We start from the raw sequence: 16,245 nt of genomic DNA on the forward strand, positions 1-16,245 counted from the left end.
CTTTTAGCCAGTTTCATTTATATTTGTTGTATGACATTTTAAGTATCTTAGATATAATCGTTATTTAATATGGAGTGATAATTTGAAACTGGAGCTATTATGCAAAAAATTATAATTCATGGTGGGTGTGGAGCTAGAGAAGATAAAAACACATCATTTGGCGACTATCACCAACATTTATTACCAATTGTTCAAAAAGCATATAATTACCTAAGAGATATCGACGATGCAAACGAGGCTGCAGTGTTTGCAGCTAAACTTCTCGAAGACGATGAGATATTTAATGCCGGTACAGGTTCAAGAGTTCAGCAAGACGGACAAATTAGAATGTCTGCATCTATAATCGATAGCGAAAAACAAAAGTTTGCAGGTGTAATAAATATTCAAAATATAAAGAATCCTATAGATGTTGCAAATAGATTATTGCAACAACATCATAGTGTTTTGGGTGGGAATCAAGCTACTACATTTGCGCATGATGTCATGGGTTTAGCAGAATATGATCCAATGACTAAAAAAAGATATCAAGAATATTTAGAACTTAAAAAAGGTTACACAGGTACAATAGGAGTTGTAGCTTTAGATTCTAAAGGCAAAATCTGTGCAGTTACTTCAACTGGAGGAGCAGGCTTTGAATATCCTGGTAGAGTAGGCGACAGTCCAACTGTAGCAGGTAATTTTGCGAACGAATGTATGGGCATATCATGTACTGGTATTGGTGAGCATATTATCAATCAAGCAGTAGCTGCAAAAATAGCGACAAGAGTCAAAGATGGGATGTCATTATCGCAAGCAATAGATAAATCTATTGCTGAGAGTGATGTTTATGGAGATTATGTTGGTCTTATAGCTATTGATAAAAAAGGAAATATTTGTTCAGGATCGACATCTGTAGCACAGACCTTATATGCTTATGCAGATGGAAATGATCTAAAAACTTTTTATGAAGAAAAAATGTAATAAAATACTTATAAAAGTGTTGACTTAAACATGTAGATGTATGTATAATACTCGTCATTGGCCTGATAGCTCAGTCGGTAGAGCAGAGGATTGAAAATCCTCGTGTCGGTGGTTCGATTCCGCCTCAGGCCACCATTAAGTTAAGATTGTCGGAGCATAGCGCAGCTTGGTAGCGCATCTGGTTTGGGACCAGAGGGTCGGGGGTTCAAATCCCTCTGCTCCGACCATTTTTTGATGCGTCTGTAGCTCATCTGGATAGAGCATCGGCCTTCTAAGCCGAGGGTAGCAGGTTCGAATCCTGCCAGACGTGCCATTACAATGTAAATTAGCAATTTGTAATGGTGGTTGTAGCTCAGTTGGTAGAGCCCCGGATTGTGATTCCGGTTGTCGTGGGTTCAAGTCCCATCAATCACCCCAGAATATTGCGGACGTGGCGAAATTGGTAGACGCACTGGATTTAGGTTCCAGCGGGCAACCGTGGGAGTTCGAGTCTCCCCGTCCGCACCACAAAGAAATTTTATTCATTTTTCAATATTTACAAAGTTTTTATCATATCTATTTTGTGATTGAAAAGTCATATATTTAAATATAAAGTATAATTCTCAAATATATAAATTTTTTTATAATAAATGAATCGTTTTTCAAAAAGACACGTTTTTTTTGCTTCAGCAAGTACGATTGTTGAATGGTATGATTTTATGCTTTTTGCTTACTTAACACCTATCATTGCAAGCGTGTTTTTTCCGGATTTTAGCAAATATACTGCTATATTGATGACTTTTGGTGTTTTTGCTGCGGGCTTCTTTATGGGGCCTATTGGCAGTATGGTTATGGGGAGTTTTGGTGACCGTTTTGGTCGCAAAAAAGCCTTAATTATTTCTGTGGTTATGATGATATTACCAATATTTGTAATCGCTATACTTCCTACATATCAAAGTATTGGAGTATTGGCTCCAATTATTTTGGTTGTGATGAGGCTACTACAAGGGTTTTCTATTGGAGGATCTTATGGTGGTGTTATGGTTTTTATGATTGAGTCTACGAAACCAGATCGAAGAGGGTTTATTGCAAGTTTTGCTACGATGTCTTCAGGTACGGGAGTGTTTTTAGCATCATTAGTCGCAATGATTTTATTTGGGGTATTTAGTCATGAGGTTCTTGAACTGTGGGGATGGAGAGTGGGTTATGTTATTGGGCTTGTTCTAGCATTACTTGCTTTAGTAATGAGATTGCTTATACCCGAAAGTAATTCTTTTGAAGAGTTAGAGGCTCAAGGTGATATTTCAGTAAAGCCTGTTAGGGAAATGTTTAGTATTCAAAAGAAACCTCTCTTTTTTGCAATTGCTTTGTCTGCGTATGCGAACATTATGTATTACTTGGTTCTATCTTATTTGAGTAATTACTTTGTTGAATTAAATTATTCTGAATTTTTCTCTTTAGCTGTGGTAACCATATTTAGTTTGATATTCTCTTTTTCTGCACCTTTATGGGGATACTTGAGTGATCGTTTAGGCAGGAAGCCATTGGTCAAATTTTCTATTATAGTTTATTTATTTTTTTCATATCCTAGTTTCATGATTATGGGTACAGGAATTGCAGCACTTGTACTTTCAATGATTGTTTTGAGTGTACCGTTAATGGCTGTATGGGGAGCTTATGGTGCAGCGGCGCCAGAGTTATTTAGTACGAAGTATCGTTATAGTGGTAATGGTCTAAGTTACAATATTGGTAATTCATTTTTTGGAGGTACAATCCCATTTATTGCAACGTCGCTAGTTGTGTCTACAGGAAGTTTATTAGCTCCGGCATGGCTTTTGATTGTGGCTTCAATATGTATGATACCTGTAGTATATCTCATGCCTGAAACAAGACATGTGGAAGTTTAGTGAAAAATAAATTTAGTTTTCTCGTGCTGTATATTTATTAATCATAGTGTTATAATTATTTTTGAATTTTGTTATATACGGAGTAAATGCTTTGGATTTTTGGTTAATTATAATAGTATTCATAATTTTATGTTTGTATCTGATAATAGAGAATATTGTACATAATGCTAGTATCAAAAGCATTCCAATTAGAATTCATGTGAATGGAACCAGAGGTAAATCAAGTGTTGCAAGGTTAATTGCTGCTGGAGTTAGGGCTGGAGGATATAGAACTGTAGCAAAAACTACCGGTACATTGGCTAGATATATAGATGTTGATGGATCTGAGACGCCAGTTTTTAGGATTGGTTTCAGTAATATTGCTGAACAGGTTAAAATTATGTTTAAAGCAAGACGTGCGAAAGCAGATGCTATAATAATTGAATGTATGGCTCTTCAACCATTACTTCAATCGTTGTGTGAATTGAAATTGATTAAAGCAACTCATGGTGTTTTGACTAATGCTCGCCCAGATCATTTAGATGTTATGGGTCCAACTGAAAGAGATGTAGCGAAAGCTTTAGCTGGAACAGTTCCGGTAAAGTCTAAGTACTTTACAGCAGAAGATGTGCATATTGATTTTTTTGAGTATGCTTGTAAAGATAGAGATACAGAGCTTGTTGTAGCTACAGCAGATGATGCTGAGTTAATTTCAGAAGAAGAAATCAATAGGTTTGTTTATTCTGAATTTAAAATTAATGTTGCTTTAGCTTTAAAAATAACTGATGATCTAGGGATTCCTAGAGATGTCGCACTTAAAGGTATGTGGGAGGCTACTCCAGATCCTGGTGCTATGACGGAGTATAATTTTGATATTAAAGATTCCGAAATGAATTTTGCTAATGCTTTTGCTGCGAATGATCCTGTCTCAACTAAAATGCTTTGGGATAAACTTTATGAAAAGTATAAAGAGTGTGATAAAAAAGTTTTAGTTGTAAACTGTAGAGCTGATAGAGAAGATAGATCTAAGCAAATTGCAGAAGCTATACTAAATTGGGAAAAACCAGACTTAGTTACTCTTATAGGTACTGGTACAGATGTATTTGTTTCCTTTTATAAAAAATACTCTAAATCTTTGGGTATTAAGCCTGCTCAAGTTACTGTGTGTGAAGATATGCAGCCTCTAGAGATTTTGGAAAAGATTAATGCCACACAACCAGCGGGCTCATATATGCTTGTGGGAGTTGGTAATATTAAAGATATTGGTATGAGCTTAGTTGATTATTGTGATCAGAGTCATAAGCAAAAGCATAATTTATAATTTTTTAAAATAAACAGGAGAAAATATGGATCCATTAACGCTCTCGATAGGTATTGGTCTTATTGTTGGTTTAGTTTTTGTATCGCTTTTAGGTTTATCTACAGGTGGTATGGTTGTACCAGGTTACTTTGCACTAGAGATGGGTGCTCCTGACAGAGTTATAGTAACTATTATTATATCAATCATAATCTTTGGTATAGTTAGATTTATGTCAAAATTCATGATTATTTATGGTAGAAGAAGAATTGCTATAACAGTTCTTTTATCATTTATACTGGGCACAATTTTTAATATATTGTTCTCACAATATCTGACAACGAGTTTTTATTCAAATCAGATTCAGGTTATAGGATATATTATTCCAGGACTTATAACTTTATCAATAGATAGACAGGGTCTTATCGAAACAATAGGATCTTTATTGATTGCTTCTATTATTATACGTTTGTTATTAATAGTTTTAATTGGACCTCAAATAGTAGGAATATAATATGAAAACGATGTATTGGCACCGTAAATTTTTATCTAGGTATATCATCTTATTTTTAAGTATTTTTATGATTATATCTTTATACATAGTTGAGAAAAACCTAGTTGTTGAAACTAAGGGTTACACTCAAAAATTGCAAGCAGCAGAGCTGACAGAGAAAGCATTTAATTTGACTCAAAGATATTTTATGTCAAAAGGGTATCTATGTAGAACGATGGGTGATGTCTCTTGTACAGGACTTATAGGTTTGTCTATGACCGAGATTACTACAGATTCTGGTGATTTGTATGCAAAAAGATCTTCTGTCAATCCTAATATGGCTGCTATTTTTGTTAGTTGGTTAAGCCAGCTCAATCTAAAAGAAGGCGATACAGTTGCGTTACAAGAAACAGGATCGTACCCTGCATTAGATATAGCTATGTTATCAGCTATTAAGACATTGAAGCTTAAGCCTTTAATTATATTTTCAGCTGGAGCATCGCAGTTCGGTGCAAATAGACCAGGATTTACATGGCCTGACATATACAAGAACTTAGTTGAAAAAGGAGTTTTTGATTATGATGTTATAGGTATTACTTTGGGAGGTTCTCATGATAATGGTTATGGAATGACTCCTGGTGCTATACTTAAATTAAATGATGCGATAAAAAGAAATGACTTTAAGGTAATTAATATTCCATATAAAGATTCTACAAACACTTCTGTTGCAAAGCGTCTTGAAATGTACAAAGAAGCTGCAGGCGAGAATAGTATAAAAGCTTACGTAAATGTAGGTGGTAATATGGCTTCTATTGGTTTGAAGCAGCCAAAAGTAAAAGTTGAAGACTCTGATAAGAAGTCAAAGAAAGATAAAAAAGTAACTACTAAAAGTTCTGATGAGCAAATTATTAAACTACATAGTTTCCCTACAGGAGTAACTACTAAGCTTCCTCCTGAATATAATACAGTGAACTCTGTAGCTGTTAATTTTTTGAAAGATGATATACCTGTAGTAAATGTTAGAGATATAAACTCTAGTATCATTAAAACATATGGTATGACTTATAATCCAACTACTGTAGTTCCACCTGGACAGGGGGCTGTGTTCTCGCAGAAAAAATATAATACTACATTAGCAGCAGCATTACTTATTATTGATATTGCATTGATAGCCTTTATGGCATTTATTTCAAGAAAATATTTAATTTCTTTCAAATCAAAGTAGTTATAAATTGCTTTGGCCTTTAATTCAATTTATCATTTAATTAGATATTATTAAAAAATATTTGTTAAATATGTTTTGTTTTTATAGTCTAAACCATTTAATTTCTAAATATCTTCCTATTGAAGAAAGAGTTAAGATAGCTAGAGCATATATATTCGGTGCTGATGCTCATGAAACTCAAGTAAGAAGTTCAGGAGAGCCTTATTTTACTCACCCTGTAGCTGTAGCTTGTATACTTGCTGAGCTTCATATGGATGTTGACACTATTATAGCCGCATTGCTACACGATGTAGTTGAAGATACTGATCATACAGCAGAGGATATTGCTAACTTATTTGGAGATAAAGTAGCAGAGCTGGTTGAAGGAGTAACTAAGCTTACACAAATTAGGCATAAAAACAAAATAGAGCAGCAAGCAGAAAATTTTCGTAAAATGCTGCTTTCGGTTACTAAAGATGTAAGAGTTATTTTTATTAAACTTGCTGATAGATTGCATAATATGAGAACATTGGCTCCACTAAAGCCAGAGAAAAAACGTAGGATATCTAAAGAGACTTTAGATGTATTCGCTCCTCTAGCTCATAGGCTAGGTATCAACACTCTTAAAGAGCAGTTAGAAACTCTTGCATTCGAAGGGATGAATCCATATCGTTACCATATATTAGAAGAAAAAGTAAAAAAAGTAGAAAAAAATAAGGAAAAAGTTTTTCAGCAAGTTAAGGATGCATTAGTTGATAAGCTAAGTGGTATTGTTATCGATGATGGTATCAAAGCACGTAAAAAAACCTTATATAGCATTTATAATAAAATGCGTAAAAAAGGTATCTCATTTGATGAGATTATGGATATGTATGCTTATAAAGTTATTGTTCCTAATAGAATTGATTGTTATGTTGCTCTTGGTAGAGTTCATGAGCTTTATAAGCCTATTCCTCAAAGGTTTAAAGATTATATTGCTACACCAAAAGCTAATGGCTATCGTTCGATACATACAGTTGTTTTAGGGCCATATAACATACCTTTAGAGATACAGATAAAAACAAATAATATGGATCGTCAAGCTGAGTACGGTATCGCAGCTCATTGGAGCTATAAAATAGGCGAGAAAACTGACAAAGCATTGCAAAGATGGCTTAAAAAGATATCAGATATAAATGTTTATACAGCTAGCTCGGTTGAATTCTTAGAAAATGTCAAATCAGATATATTTAGTAATGATGTGTTTGTATTTACTCCTCAAGGAGATATCGTTGAGTTACCTATTAATTCTACATGTATAGATTTCGCTTACTTTATTCATACAGATATTGGTAATAAATCTATATCTGCTAGAGTAAATAGAAAGCCAGTACCTCTAAATTATCGCTTAAAACAGGGTGACAATATTGAAATTGTAACCTCAGCTGTTGCTGATCCTAACCCTGCTTGGTTGGAGTTTGCAGAAACTAGTAGGGCGAAATCAGCTATAAAAGATTTCTTGAAGCAACAATATAAAAATATAGATTATATTCGAGGAAAAGATATTGTAGAAGGGGAGCTTAGATTACTTGGTGTAGACTTGAGAGAGGTCCCTAATGAAATTGTAGATGGGGCTTTATTTAATTATGAAGGAATAGATACTATAAATCGTTTTTATTTAGATACTGGGCTTGGCTTAATTGATCCTAATAATTTTATCGATTTTATTGTTAAAAACTTCAATGATATGCGTAGTGCTTATAAGAAATCATCTATGTCTAAAATACAAATTCGCTATGGAGATGATTCACGTATAGCAGATTGTTGCTTACCATTACCAAATGATGAAATAATCGGTATTGTTAACGATGATGGCAATGTTGAGGTGCATAGAAAAAGCTGTAATGAACTTTACTCTAAAACTAAAGATGGGCAAGTAAAACAAATCAATGCTGACTGGTTTACAAATGCTGATGATGATCCTAGTTTTAGAGCTAGACTTTCTATTACTCTCAAAAACATTCCAGGAGCTATAGCTAAGATAACGGCTACTTTTGCAAGAGAAGGAGTGAATATTAGAAGCTTTGATATGATGTTTGTTGACAAAAAGCATGCGAAACTTGCTTGTGTAGTAGTTGTCAGGAACAGAAGAGAGTTATATTTACTAATCCGTTTAGTAAGAAAAATAGATGTTTGTGCGGATATCGAGAGAATCTTGAATAAATAAATTTTATTTAAATGTTAGTCCTAGCATTAAAAGCATGGATTAATGTTTGTTGGTCTAAGTATTCTAATTCACCACCAAAAGGGACACCAAATCCAATTCTAGAGATTTTTATACTTTTATCAATCATTTGGGAAATAAAGTGAGCTGTTGTCTCTCCCTCTACGGTAGGACTAATTGCCAAGATGATTTCACTGATATCTCTATCGGTAATAATTTGCTCTAAGATATCAAGTTTGAGCTCGTTTGGTCCGATACCATCAAGAGGAGATATTCTACCATTTAGTACAAAGTACTTCCCTTTGAAAAAACCAGCTTCTTCGATAGCAATCAGGTCTAGCATACTCTCAATAATACATAATTTAGATTCATCTCTACTTTGGCTACTACAAATCTGACAAATGTCTTCTTCTGTAAGAGATTGGCAATATTTACATTTTTTGATGTTTTCAGCCGCATCTAAGAGTGAGTTAGCAATTGCAACAGCCGTTTCTGGAGACTTATCAAGCAGGTGTAAAGTGAGTCTTTGTGATGATTTTTTACCAATAGTTGGTAATTTACGTAAAGACTCCATTACAGCAGTGATTTTAGGAGAGAATATCTTACTGTCCATTATTTAAAAGGGAAGTTAAATCCATTAGGTAAATCTATACCGGCATCCTTTGCCATTTTACCAATATCTGCAGAAGATGAGTCACTTTCTACTTTTTTCACTGCACTATTTATCGCTGCTGCGATTAGGTCTTCTAGCATTTCTTTATCTTCCGACAGTAGAGAGTCATCTATAGTGACTTTTTTAACATCATACTTACCAGTCATTATTATGCTAACAAGTCCAGCTCCAGATTCACCAGTTACTTCCATATTTTCACGCTCTTCTTGAGCTTTTTTCATTTGTTCTTGCATTTTTTGAGCTTGCTGCATTAGCTTTGACATATCAAAGTTCATTTTTAATCCTTATTTTTTATTCAAAATTTCTTCTACAGATCTTAATATCTGTTCACTAGAGTCTTTTATCAATGTTTTTTTTGCTTTTTCTGATAATTCTTGGAGTTTATTTTTATCATCATAAAGTGGCTTTATTATATCTATTAAATTCTCTAAAGTCATTTGATCTTGTCTGAGACAGAATCCTGCGTGATTCTTTACCATAGTTTGAGCATTAAAAAACTGGTGATCATCTACAGCTGATGGTAATGGTATAAATATTGCGGGGACGCCAGCTATAGCAGATTCTGAAACAGTTAGAGCTCCTGCTCGACAAATTAGTATGTCAGCCCACTCGTAAGCTTCGGTCATATTTGTTATATATGCAGATATATCCTTAATATGACCTTGAGGTACTTTGTCATAGCTCTTTTTAGTGGCTTCAAAAGATAGCTTACCTGTTTGGTGCCATACATTTATGTTTATCTTTTGTTTAGCAGTATTTATAATTAGCTCTGGTATAATCTCATTTATACTTTTAGCTCCTTGACTGCCTCCTAAAATAAGAAGATTTAATTCACTGTTTTTAGTTATATTTTTTACTTTACTATTAAGATTAACAATATCGTCTCTAACAGGGTTACCAACAATCTTTGTTTTTGCCATCTGTTTAGAATTAAGTCGTTGATGTATATCCTGTATCTCGAAGGCTAAGCATATTTTTGTTGCAAGTTTAGCTAGTATTCTGTTGGTTAAGCCAATTTTTGCATTTTGTTCATGTATTATTATAGGAATATTTTTTTGTGCAGCAGCTAGGCATATAGGCCCAGATACATAACCTCCAAAACCTATAACTAAGTCTATTTTTAGTTTTTTGAGTATCTTACGTGCTTTTAGAGTGCTTGATATAAGTTTAAATGGAAAAGTTATTTTTCTTATAATCCCTTTGCCTCTCACTCCAGAAGATTTAATATGTTGCATGTTAAAGTGTGTAGGTACAATTTCTGCCTCCATACTATTAGGAGTTCCAACCCATATCACATTAGCTTCGTATTTTCTTAATAGTTCAGCTACTGCAAGAGCTGGATATATATGTCCACCGGTACCGCCAGCGGTAATAATTATGTTTTTGTTTTTCAAGCTCATAAATACCTACAAATTAACTTTTGATTTTCAAATTAATTTTAAAGGATTTTTATGTTATTATCATCTATTAGCTAAAATATAAAGATGTTTTGTTAAAGAGGAATTATGGCTGAAATAAATCAAAACTACTTATACACAGACTCTAACTTATGGGTTGAAATCAGGGGTAATACTGCAAGAGTAGGAATAGATGATTATTCTCAAAATGAGTTTGGAGAAATCGTTTATGTTGATTTGCCTAAATTAGGTAATCAATATTCAAAAGATGATGAAATTTGTGTAATAGAATCTGTTAAAACGGCATCAGATATTTATACACCTCTATCAGGGAAGATTATAAGTATAAATAAAGAGTTGATAGATAATCCAAAGTTGATTAACCAATCGTGTTATATAAAGGGATGGTTGTTTGAAATTGAGATGTCTCAACCTGGAGAGGCTGAAGAATTATTACTCCCTGAAGATTACAGGAGTCATGTTGAATAAACTCTTTTTATTTATTTCTATATTTTTACTTATATCATCTGGTCAAGCTAGTGATGAATACCTTAATTATTGCAAAATATATAATCCTAAAAAAGGTATAGAGTATGAAACTCATACCAAAATATCTTTAGACTTTTGTCTTTACTATTTAGATAAGTGTAACAAGAAATATAATAATAAGTGCAATGCAAAAATGAATGGTTATCAGGGTCTATATAATACGAATAGTGCATTGGCAACAATGCACCTTATATATCGTGATAATCTAGATAATCATAATAGCTAATAAGAGCTATGTGAATATGAATAATTTTATATGTGGTTACAAAGATCTAAGAATTATTTTATTACACAAGATATGTTGTTTAAGTCACCACTGACCAGATATGTAACACTTGTTTGGTTGTTTGTAGGTAATGGACATTTTATGTATGCAGAGCTGTCATTACCTTTAGATGTAGTAGTTTTATTCCAAGGGGTAATGGTTATCTGATTATTAGCTAGATTTATATTTCCTAGGCTGCTAGACCATGCTCGTGCAGTTACAGTATCATCTGAATTAACTTGATAGAAAGGAGTATTCGCGTTGATAGTAACATTTATTTCTTTGTCGACTACAGGAGGTGTATCTCCTGAGTCTTCTGAATTTGTTACTTTAATATCGAGATCTTTCTGCCAAGCTTCAGCTCCAGGTATTTCACTAGAAATAACAATTTTATAATTTCCGGCTTTGATATTGCCTATCTGTAGTGCTAAGTTATATGTATCCATTGGAGATATTTCAATATCTGATTTTCTATAAACTTGATTACCATTTTGATCTTGCAATACAATAGATACATTTGCGTTAGCTGAACTGTGAGACATTATTTTAGCATTTATATATAGTTTATTGTCAGATCCAACGCTATATTCACTATTGAAGTCCATCAAATGCAGTTCATTTTTAACATTTTGATCTGCTTGCTGATAGTAGAAACTAATTTGACTATATGGCTTGTTAGCAGTTTGATAAACATAAACAGCGTTATTATTTGGAACAACATCATTGTTTTCATTTTTAACACCTGCGATAACATGATTATCTAAGTCAGTAGCGCTAAGAGTATTTATCTTATTTGTTAGCTGTGTAAATAAATCACTTGTGCTCATAGCTTTTGGTACCGTTAGCAAAGGATATTCATACATAGTACCATCTTTGAACAGTTGTAAAGTGATCTTATCGCCTTCTTTAATATTTAAAGGGTTGATGGTGAATTTAGTTGCCTCTATTGGAAACTTATCTGTAGGATCATTTTGTTGTTTATGGTCTCTAACGTATTCCCATGGTCCCCACTGTCCAGCACCAGGCTTTTGCCCAGGATTTACATACCATTTGTTTTGATATATTTTATTTTCAAAGATGACCTCTGTTCCTGGTGTTGGATAAGATTTAGCAGGATCGTATATAGGAATACTAGATTCACCTGAATTATCATCAGGGTTGGTAGTATCACCATTTGGTAAGATAACAGATCCAGCAGGCTTGTCGTTTGTAAAGTCTAAGTCTAATAAATTGTAAAAACTCATTCTCGTGTCATCTACATCCCATTCAGCCATTATAATTTGATAACCTGATCTACTAGGTAGTGTACAAGTAAATGTTAGACCCTCCTGAGGTGGCTGGTTAGGAGCTATCCATGTTGGTTGTGGGTTGTAGCAATTTAGAGGTTGCTCTTCAAAACTGTCACGTGTAAGTAATTTGTCTGGATCCCAATTAGGCTTAGTTATATAGAATTTGAAATGCTTAGATTTGTGATTAGCTGTAAAGAACCATTTTATTTGTAGTGGTTGTCCTGGACGCACTACAGTTTTTGCCCAGCGACTTTGCTCTTGCTCATCTAATGGTTCAAAACCTGCCACATCAGCACTACCTATATTATTATCTAAAGCACCTAAGTTGAATAATCCATCTGCTTGTTCAATTGACTGAGGTTCGTACTGAGCACGAGCTCCACAATTTTTATTTTTCCCTTCTTTGCATAACAGCGCACGAGAAGCTGGACTTTCAACATATCCGTGTGAGTAAGCTTGTGTGCTTGCTAATAAAATTAGCCCGGTAGTCAAAGTGATTTTATTAAGTTTCATAATAAGACTCCTTATCTACATTATCTAATAACACAGATATCAATAAAATACCTGCATTTCTATATTATCAATTACTAAAAGTAAATTGAAATGCCTGTGTATTAATACTTTCGGGTTACAGAAAATTAATAAAAAGGACTTTTAAATTAAAAATTAATGAATATTGTGACTAGTTAATTTATACCTTTAATTTTTATTTAATAAAGAGGGATTTTATAAAATATCAATTGACTTGAGGTTATAAATTTAAACTTTGCATAAGTTTATATTATGGTTTTAGGTATGTTGATAATATTATTATATGTTGAAATTGTTAGAGTAGACTTGTGTCAAATTATATTCCATGAATTGATTATTAATTTACATAGCAAAGCCTATAACATATAATAAACGCTATAAAATTTTCGATAACTTTATTAAACAGATAAGACTTAGTAGATATGATAAATATTAAATTTCCTGATGGCTCGATAAGAGAGTTTGAAAAAGGCGTTAATTCATTACAAGTTGCAAAATCTATTTCTCCAGGTTTGGCTAAAGTAACTGTGGGAGTATACATAAATGGCCAGTTAACAGATGCTAAAGATATTATTGAGAATGATTGTGAATTAAAGCTTATCACAACAAAAGATTCTGAAGGCTTAGAAATTTTACGCCATTCATGTGCGCATCTTTTAGCTCATGCAGTCAAAGAGTTGTATCCAAATACAGAAGTTACGATTGGACCTGTTGTTGATAATGGATTTTATTATGATTTTTCTTTCAAAGAAGCTATCGGTGAGGCGGATTTGCCGAAGATCGAAAAGAAAATGAAAGAGCTTGCTAAGAAAGGGACCCCTGTAAGTTATAAAGTTGTTTCTAAAGACGCGGCTATAGAGTTTTTTAAAGCTCAAGGTGAGAATTATAAAGTCGATATAATAGATAGTATTCCAGCAGATCAACAAATTAAGATTTACACTCAAGGGGAGTTTAGTGATCTTTGTCGTGGTCCACATATACCAAGCACATCTGTTATCAAAGCTTTTAAGCTTACTAAGTTAGCAGGAGCATATTGGAGAGGTGATTCTAATAATGAAATGTTGACTCGTATCTATGGAACGTGTTGGGCGACTAAAGAAGATTTAGATCAGTACTTAAATATGTTAGAGGAAGCAGAAAAGCGCGATCATAGAAAAATTGGTAAAGCTTTGGATTTATTTCACTTTCAAGAAGATTCACCAGGCATTGCTTTTTGGCATGATAATGGTGTTAGAATTTGGCGTGAAGTAGAGGATTACATGCGTGCTTCAAATAAAAAATATGGGTGTAGTGAAATAAGGACTCCTTTGATAGCAGATTTTAGTCTGTGGGAAAAGTCAGGACATGCTTCAAAATATGCTGAGAATATGTTTGCAACAAAATCTGAAAATAGAGATTTTGCAATTAGACCGATGAACTGTCCAACTTGTGTACAAGTTTATAATACAAAGCTTCACAGTTATAGGGATCTGCCTATTAGAATGGCTGAGTTCGGAATAGTGCATAGGAATGAACCATCGGGGTCTTTGCATGGATTATTAAGGGTACGCAGTTTTACTCAAGATGATGGCCATGTCTTTTGTGCTCCAGAACAAGTTGAAGAAGAAGTGATCTTAATGGTTAAACAATGTTTTGAGGTTTATCAAGATTTTGGGTTCAATGATTTTACAGTCAAGATCGCACTTAGACCAGATAAGAGAATAGGTGATGATGAGACTTGGGATAAGTCTGAGCAAATGCTAAAAAATGCTCTTGATGCTCATAATGTGAATTATGAGCTATTGCCAGGTGAAGGTGCATTTTATGGCCCTAAGATTGAGTTTCATTTAAAAGATGCTATTGGTAGAAGTTGGCAGTGCGGAACAATACAGTTGGATTTCTCTATGCCTGATAGACTTGGAGCTACATATATTGACAAAAATGGTAATAAGCAAGTTCCTGTAATGTTACATAGAGCTATTGTGGGATCTTTAGAAAGATTTATTGGAATGTTGATAGAGCATTATGCAGGGAATATGCCGTTATGGTTAACACCTGTGCAAGTAGCTGTCATGGGTATCAGTAATCATCAAGATGAATATTGCCAAGAAGTCTTTGAAACCTTAGAAAAAAATGGTGTTCGAGCGAAATTAGACTTGAGAAATGAAAAAATAGGGTTTAAAATACGTGAGCATACTCTTTTGCGTGTTCCATACCTTGTTATATTGGGTAAAAACGAGCAAGAGCAAAAGATTGTTACTATAAGAAGGCATAACGGTGAAGATCTTGGGCAGATGTCTACAGGAGATTTTTGCACTTTCTTAAGTGAGCAAATTAAAGCAAAAAAATAATAATTTCTGTGGAGGAAAAAAGTTATTAAAACGGATAAAAAAGCACCTATAAATGAGCAAATCAGAGCAAAAGAGGTGCGTTTAGTTGGTGTTGATGGAGAGCAAATAGGAATTGTATCTATCAATGAGGCTTTAGCATTAGCTGAAGAAGCTAATGTTGATTTGGTTGAAATGGTAGCTAATGCTAATCCACCAGTTTGTCGTTTGATGGACTATGGTAAGTACTTATTCGAACAGGGTAAGAAAAAAGCACAAGCTAAAAAGAACCAAAAGCAGACACAGGTAAAAGAAGTAAAGCTTAGACCTGTGACTGATGTAGGGGACTATCAGGTAAAACTACGCAACCTGATAAAGTTTCTAGAAAAGGGCGATAAAGTAAAAGTCACACTTAGATTCAGAGGTAGAGAAATGTCACATAAAGAGCTAGGCATGGAAATGCTTAAGCGTATGGCAAACGATGCTGCTGAATATGGTGCGGTGGAACACCAACCTAAAATGGAAGGTCGCCAAATGATTATGGTTTTAGGACCTAAGAAAAAGTAGTAAATAAATAATAATAACAATTAATACAATGCGGAGTATTTAAAATGCCTAAGTTAAAAACTAAGAGTGGTGCTGCTAAGCGCTTTAAAAAGACTGGTAAGGGTGGTTTCAAACACCGTTGTGCAAATCGTGCTCATATCAATACTAAGATGACTACTAAAAGAAAGCGTCATTTAAGAGGTATGAATCAAGTAGCTAAAGTTGATCAAGCTAGCCTAGTTCAACAGATGCCATACGCATAAGTTTGTTTATCAATTTTTAAAGTGGAGACTAAATAATGTCAAGAGTAAAAAGAGGCGTAACAGCACGCGCACGTCATAAGAAGATTTTAAATCAAGCTAAAGGTTACTATGGTGCTCGTTCAAGAGTATATAGAGTAGCTAAGCAAGCTGTAATTAAAGCTGGTCAATACGCTTATAGAGATCGCAAAGTTAAAAAAAGAACATTCAGATCTCTTTGGATTGTTCGTATTAATGCTGCTGCTAGACAACATGATATTAGCTATAGCCAATTGATCAATGGCTTAAACAAAGCTGGTGTTGAGCTAGATAGAAAAGCATTAGCTGAATTAGCTGTATACAACAAAGATGCTTTCGCTGCTGTTGTTGAAAAAGCAAAAGCTGCTTTAGCTTAATTGAGTATTCTA

16 protein-coding genes and 5 tRNA genes are annotated in these 16,245 nt (G+C 33.8%); 17 read left to right on the forward strand and 4 right to left on the reverse strand.

Annotated features, from left to right (window positions below; all coding sequences use genetic code 11):
• Positions 1-99: 99 nt before the first annotated feature.
• From FQ699_RS08675 to FQ699_RS08725, 11 genes are all read left to right on the forward strand, one after another.
• Positions 100-960, forward strand: a complete 861-nt coding sequence (locus FQ699_RS08675; RefSeq protein ID WP_146421982.1) for an isoaspartyl peptidase/L-asparaginase — start codon at positions 100-102, stop codon at positions 958-960.
• A 59-nt stretch (positions 961-1,019) separates the two neighbouring features.
• Positions 1,020-1,095, forward strand: a tRNA-Phe gene (locus FQ699_RS08680).
• A 15-nt stretch (positions 1,096-1,110) separates the two neighbouring features.
• Positions 1,111-1,187 (forward strand) — tRNA-Pro (locus tag FQ699_RS08685).
• Between the two features lie 9 nt (positions 1,188-1,196).
• A tRNA-Arg gene (locus FQ699_RS08690) sits at positions 1,197-1,273 on the forward strand.
• Positions 1,274-1,301: 28 nt separating this feature from the next.
• Positions 1,302-1,377: transfer RNA gene (locus tag FQ699_RS08695), tRNA-His, on the forward strand.
• Between the two features lie 7 nt (positions 1,378-1,384).
• Positions 1,385-1,467: transfer RNA gene (locus FQ699_RS08700), tRNA-Leu, on the forward strand.
• Positions 1,468-1,589: 122 nt separating this feature from the next.
• Positions 1,590-2,846, forward strand: coding sequence for an MFS transporter (locus tag FQ699_RS08705; RefSeq protein ID WP_013922885.1), 1,257 nt, complete (start codon positions 1,590-1,592; stop codon positions 2,844-2,846).
• Between the two features lie 91 nt (positions 2,847-2,937).
• Positions 2,938-4,146, forward strand: a complete 1,209-nt coding sequence (gene pgsB, locus FQ699_RS08710) for a poly-gamma-glutamate synthase PgsB (protein WP_146422122.1) — start codon at positions 2,938-2,940, stop codon at positions 4,144-4,146.
• 25 nt (positions 4,147-4,171) lie between these two features.
• Positions 4,172-4,636: a poly-gamma-glutamate biosynthesis protein PgsC gene (gene pgsC / locus FQ699_RS08715; protein WP_013922887.1), complete on the forward strand. Its 465-nt coding sequence runs from the start codon at positions 4,172-4,174 to the stop codon at positions 4,634-4,636.
• Position 4,637: 1 nt separating this feature from the next.
• A complete protein-coding gene (pgsW, locus tag FQ699_RS08720; protein WP_146421983.1) occupies positions 4,638-5,840 on the forward strand; it encodes a poly-gamma-glutamate system protein in 1,203 nt (400 codons plus the stop codon).
• A gap of 70 nt (positions 5,841-5,910) precedes the next feature.
• Positions 5,911-8,025 carry a RelA/SpoT family protein gene (locus tag FQ699_RS08725; protein ID WP_179951697.1) on the forward strand — a complete coding sequence of 705 codons (2,115 nt, stop codon included), beginning with the start codon at positions 5,911-5,913 and terminating at the stop codon, positions 8,023-8,025.
• A 7-nt stretch (positions 8,026-8,032) separates the two neighbouring features.
• On the opposite strand, the gene recR is transcribed toward FQ699_RS08725, so the two are convergent.
• The 3 genes from recR to murG are packed head-to-tail and all read right to left on the reverse strand — an operon-like array spanning position 8,033 to position 10,095.
• A complete protein-coding gene (gene recR, locus FQ699_RS08730; RefSeq protein WP_013922890.1) occupies positions 8,033-8,635 on the reverse strand; it encodes a recombination mediator RecR in 603 nt (200 codons plus the stop codon).
• Positions 8,635-8,970, reverse strand: a complete 336-nt coding sequence (locus FQ699_RS08735) for a YbaB/EbfC family nucleoid-associated protein (protein ID WP_146421985.1) — start codon at positions 8,968-8,970, stop codon at positions 8,635-8,637. Before FQ699_RS08735 ends, recR begins: the two co-directional genes overlap by 1 nt.
• A gap of 9 nt (positions 8,971-8,979) precedes the next feature.
• Positions 8,980-10,095, reverse strand: a complete 1,116-nt coding sequence (gene murG / locus FQ699_RS08740) for an undecaprenyldiphospho-muramoylpentapeptide beta-N-acetylglucosaminyltransferase (protein WP_146421986.1) — start codon at positions 10,093-10,095, stop codon at positions 8,980-8,982.
• A 105-nt stretch (positions 10,096-10,200) separates the two neighbouring features.
• On the opposite strand from murG, the gene gcvH reads away from it, so the two are divergent.
• A complete protein-coding gene (gcvH, locus tag FQ699_RS08745) occupies positions 10,201-10,581 on the forward strand; it encodes a glycine cleavage system protein GcvH (RefSeq protein WP_013922893.1) in 381 nt (126 codons plus the stop codon).
• Entirely contained in the window at positions 10,571-10,867 is a 297-nt protein-coding gene (locus FQ699_RS08750) for a hypothetical protein (RefSeq protein ID WP_146421987.1), read from the forward strand. The genes gcvH and FQ699_RS08750 overlap by 11 nt, the downstream gene beginning before the upstream one ends.
• A 53-nt stretch (positions 10,868-10,920) precedes the next feature.
• Here the strand turns inward: FQ699_RS08750 and FQ699_RS08755 are convergent, their stop codons facing one another.
• The gene (locus FQ699_RS08755) at positions 10,921-12,708 is read right to left on the reverse strand and encodes a lytic polysaccharide monooxygenase (protein ID WP_146421988.1); all 1,788 of its coding nucleotides are present in this window, start codon (positions 12,706-12,708) and stop codon (positions 10,921-10,923) included.
• A 440-nt stretch (positions 12,709-13,148) separates the two neighbouring features.
• On the opposite strand from FQ699_RS08755, the gene thrS reads away from it, so the two are divergent.
• The 4 genes from thrS to rplT are packed head-to-tail and all read left to right on the forward strand — an operon-like array spanning position 13,149 to position 16,233.
• Entirely contained in the window at positions 13,149-15,056 is a 1,908-nt protein-coding gene (thrS, locus tag FQ699_RS08760; RefSeq protein WP_146421989.1) for a threonine--tRNA ligase, read from the forward strand.
• A 6-nt stretch (positions 15,057-15,062) separates the two neighbouring features.
• Entirely contained in the window at positions 15,063-15,599 is a 537-nt protein-coding gene (gene infC, locus FQ699_RS08765; protein WP_146421990.1) for a translation initiation factor IF-3, read from the forward strand.
• Positions 15,600-15,643: 44 nt separating this feature from the next.
• Positions 15,644-15,841, forward strand: coding sequence for a 50S ribosomal protein L35 (gene rpmI / locus FQ699_RS08770; RefSeq protein ID WP_013922898.1), 198 nt, complete (start codon positions 15,644-15,646; stop codon positions 15,839-15,841).
• A gap of 35 nt (positions 15,842-15,876) precedes the next feature.
• Positions 15,877-16,233 (forward strand): 50S ribosomal protein L20, encoded by a 357-nt coding sequence (gene rplT / locus FQ699_RS08775; protein WP_013922899.1) that lies wholly within the window; start codon positions 15,877-15,879, stop codon positions 16,231-16,233.
• Positions 16,234-16,245: the final 12 nt, after the last annotated feature.

Source organism: Francisella salimarina, from assembly GCF_007923265.1.
Lineage (GTDB): Bacteria > Pseudomonadota > Gammaproteobacteria > Francisellales > Francisellaceae > Francisella > Francisella salimarina.

Excerpts from the sequence above, each read along its gene's own strand:
- rplT (WP_013922899.1), top strand. The coding sequence starts at position 15,877 with ATGTCAAGAGTAAAAAGAGGCGTAACAGCACGCGCACGTCATAAGAAG.
- gcvH (WP_013922893.1), top strand. The coding sequence starts at position 10,201 with ATGGCTGAAATAAATCAAAACTACTTATACACAGACTCTAACTTATGG.
- thrS (WP_146421989.1), top strand. The coding sequence starts at position 13,149 with ATGATAAATATTAAATTTCCTGATGGCTCGATAAGAGAGTTTGAAAAA.
- FQ699_RS08705 (WP_013922885.1), top strand. The coding sequence starts at position 1,590 with ATGAATCGTTTTTCAAAAAGACACGTTTTTTTTGCTTCAGCAAGTACG.
- FQ699_RS08725 (WP_179951697.1), top strand. The coding sequence starts at position 5,911 with ATGTTTTGTTTTTATAGTCTAAACCATTTAATTTCTAAATATCTTCCT.
- rpmI (WP_013922898.1), top strand. The coding sequence starts at position 15,644 with ATGCCTAAGTTAAAAACTAAGAGTGGTGCTGCTAAGCGCTTTAAAAAG.
- FQ699_RS08755 (WP_146421988.1), bottom strand. The coding sequence starts at position 12,708 with ATGAAACTTAATAAAATCACTTTGACTACCGGGCTAATTTTATTAGCA.
- FQ699_RS08675 (WP_146421982.1), top strand. The coding sequence starts at position 100 with ATGCAAAAAATTATAATTCATGGTGGGTGTGGAGCTAGAGAAGATAAA.
- FQ699_RS08750 (WP_146421987.1), top strand. The coding sequence starts at position 10,571 with ATGTTGAATAAACTCTTTTTATTTATTTCTATATTTTTACTTATATCA.
- pgsC (WP_013922887.1), top strand. The coding sequence starts at position 4,172 with ATGGATCCATTAACGCTCTCGATAGGTATTGGTCTTATTGTTGGTTTA.
- recR (WP_013922890.1), bottom strand. The coding sequence starts at position 8,635 with ATGGACAGTAAGATATTCTCTCCTAAAATCACTGCTGTAATGGAGTCT.
- murG (WP_146421986.1), bottom strand. The coding sequence starts at position 10,095 with ATGAGCTTGAAAAACAAAAACATAATTATTACCGCTGGCGGTACCGGT.
- FQ699_RS08735 (WP_146421985.1), bottom strand. The coding sequence starts at position 8,970 with ATGAACTTTGATATGTCAAAGCTAATGCAGCAAGCTCAAAAAATGCAA.
- pgsW (WP_146421983.1), top strand. The coding sequence starts at position 4,638 with ATGAAAACGATGTATTGGCACCGTAAATTTTTATCTAGGTATATCATC.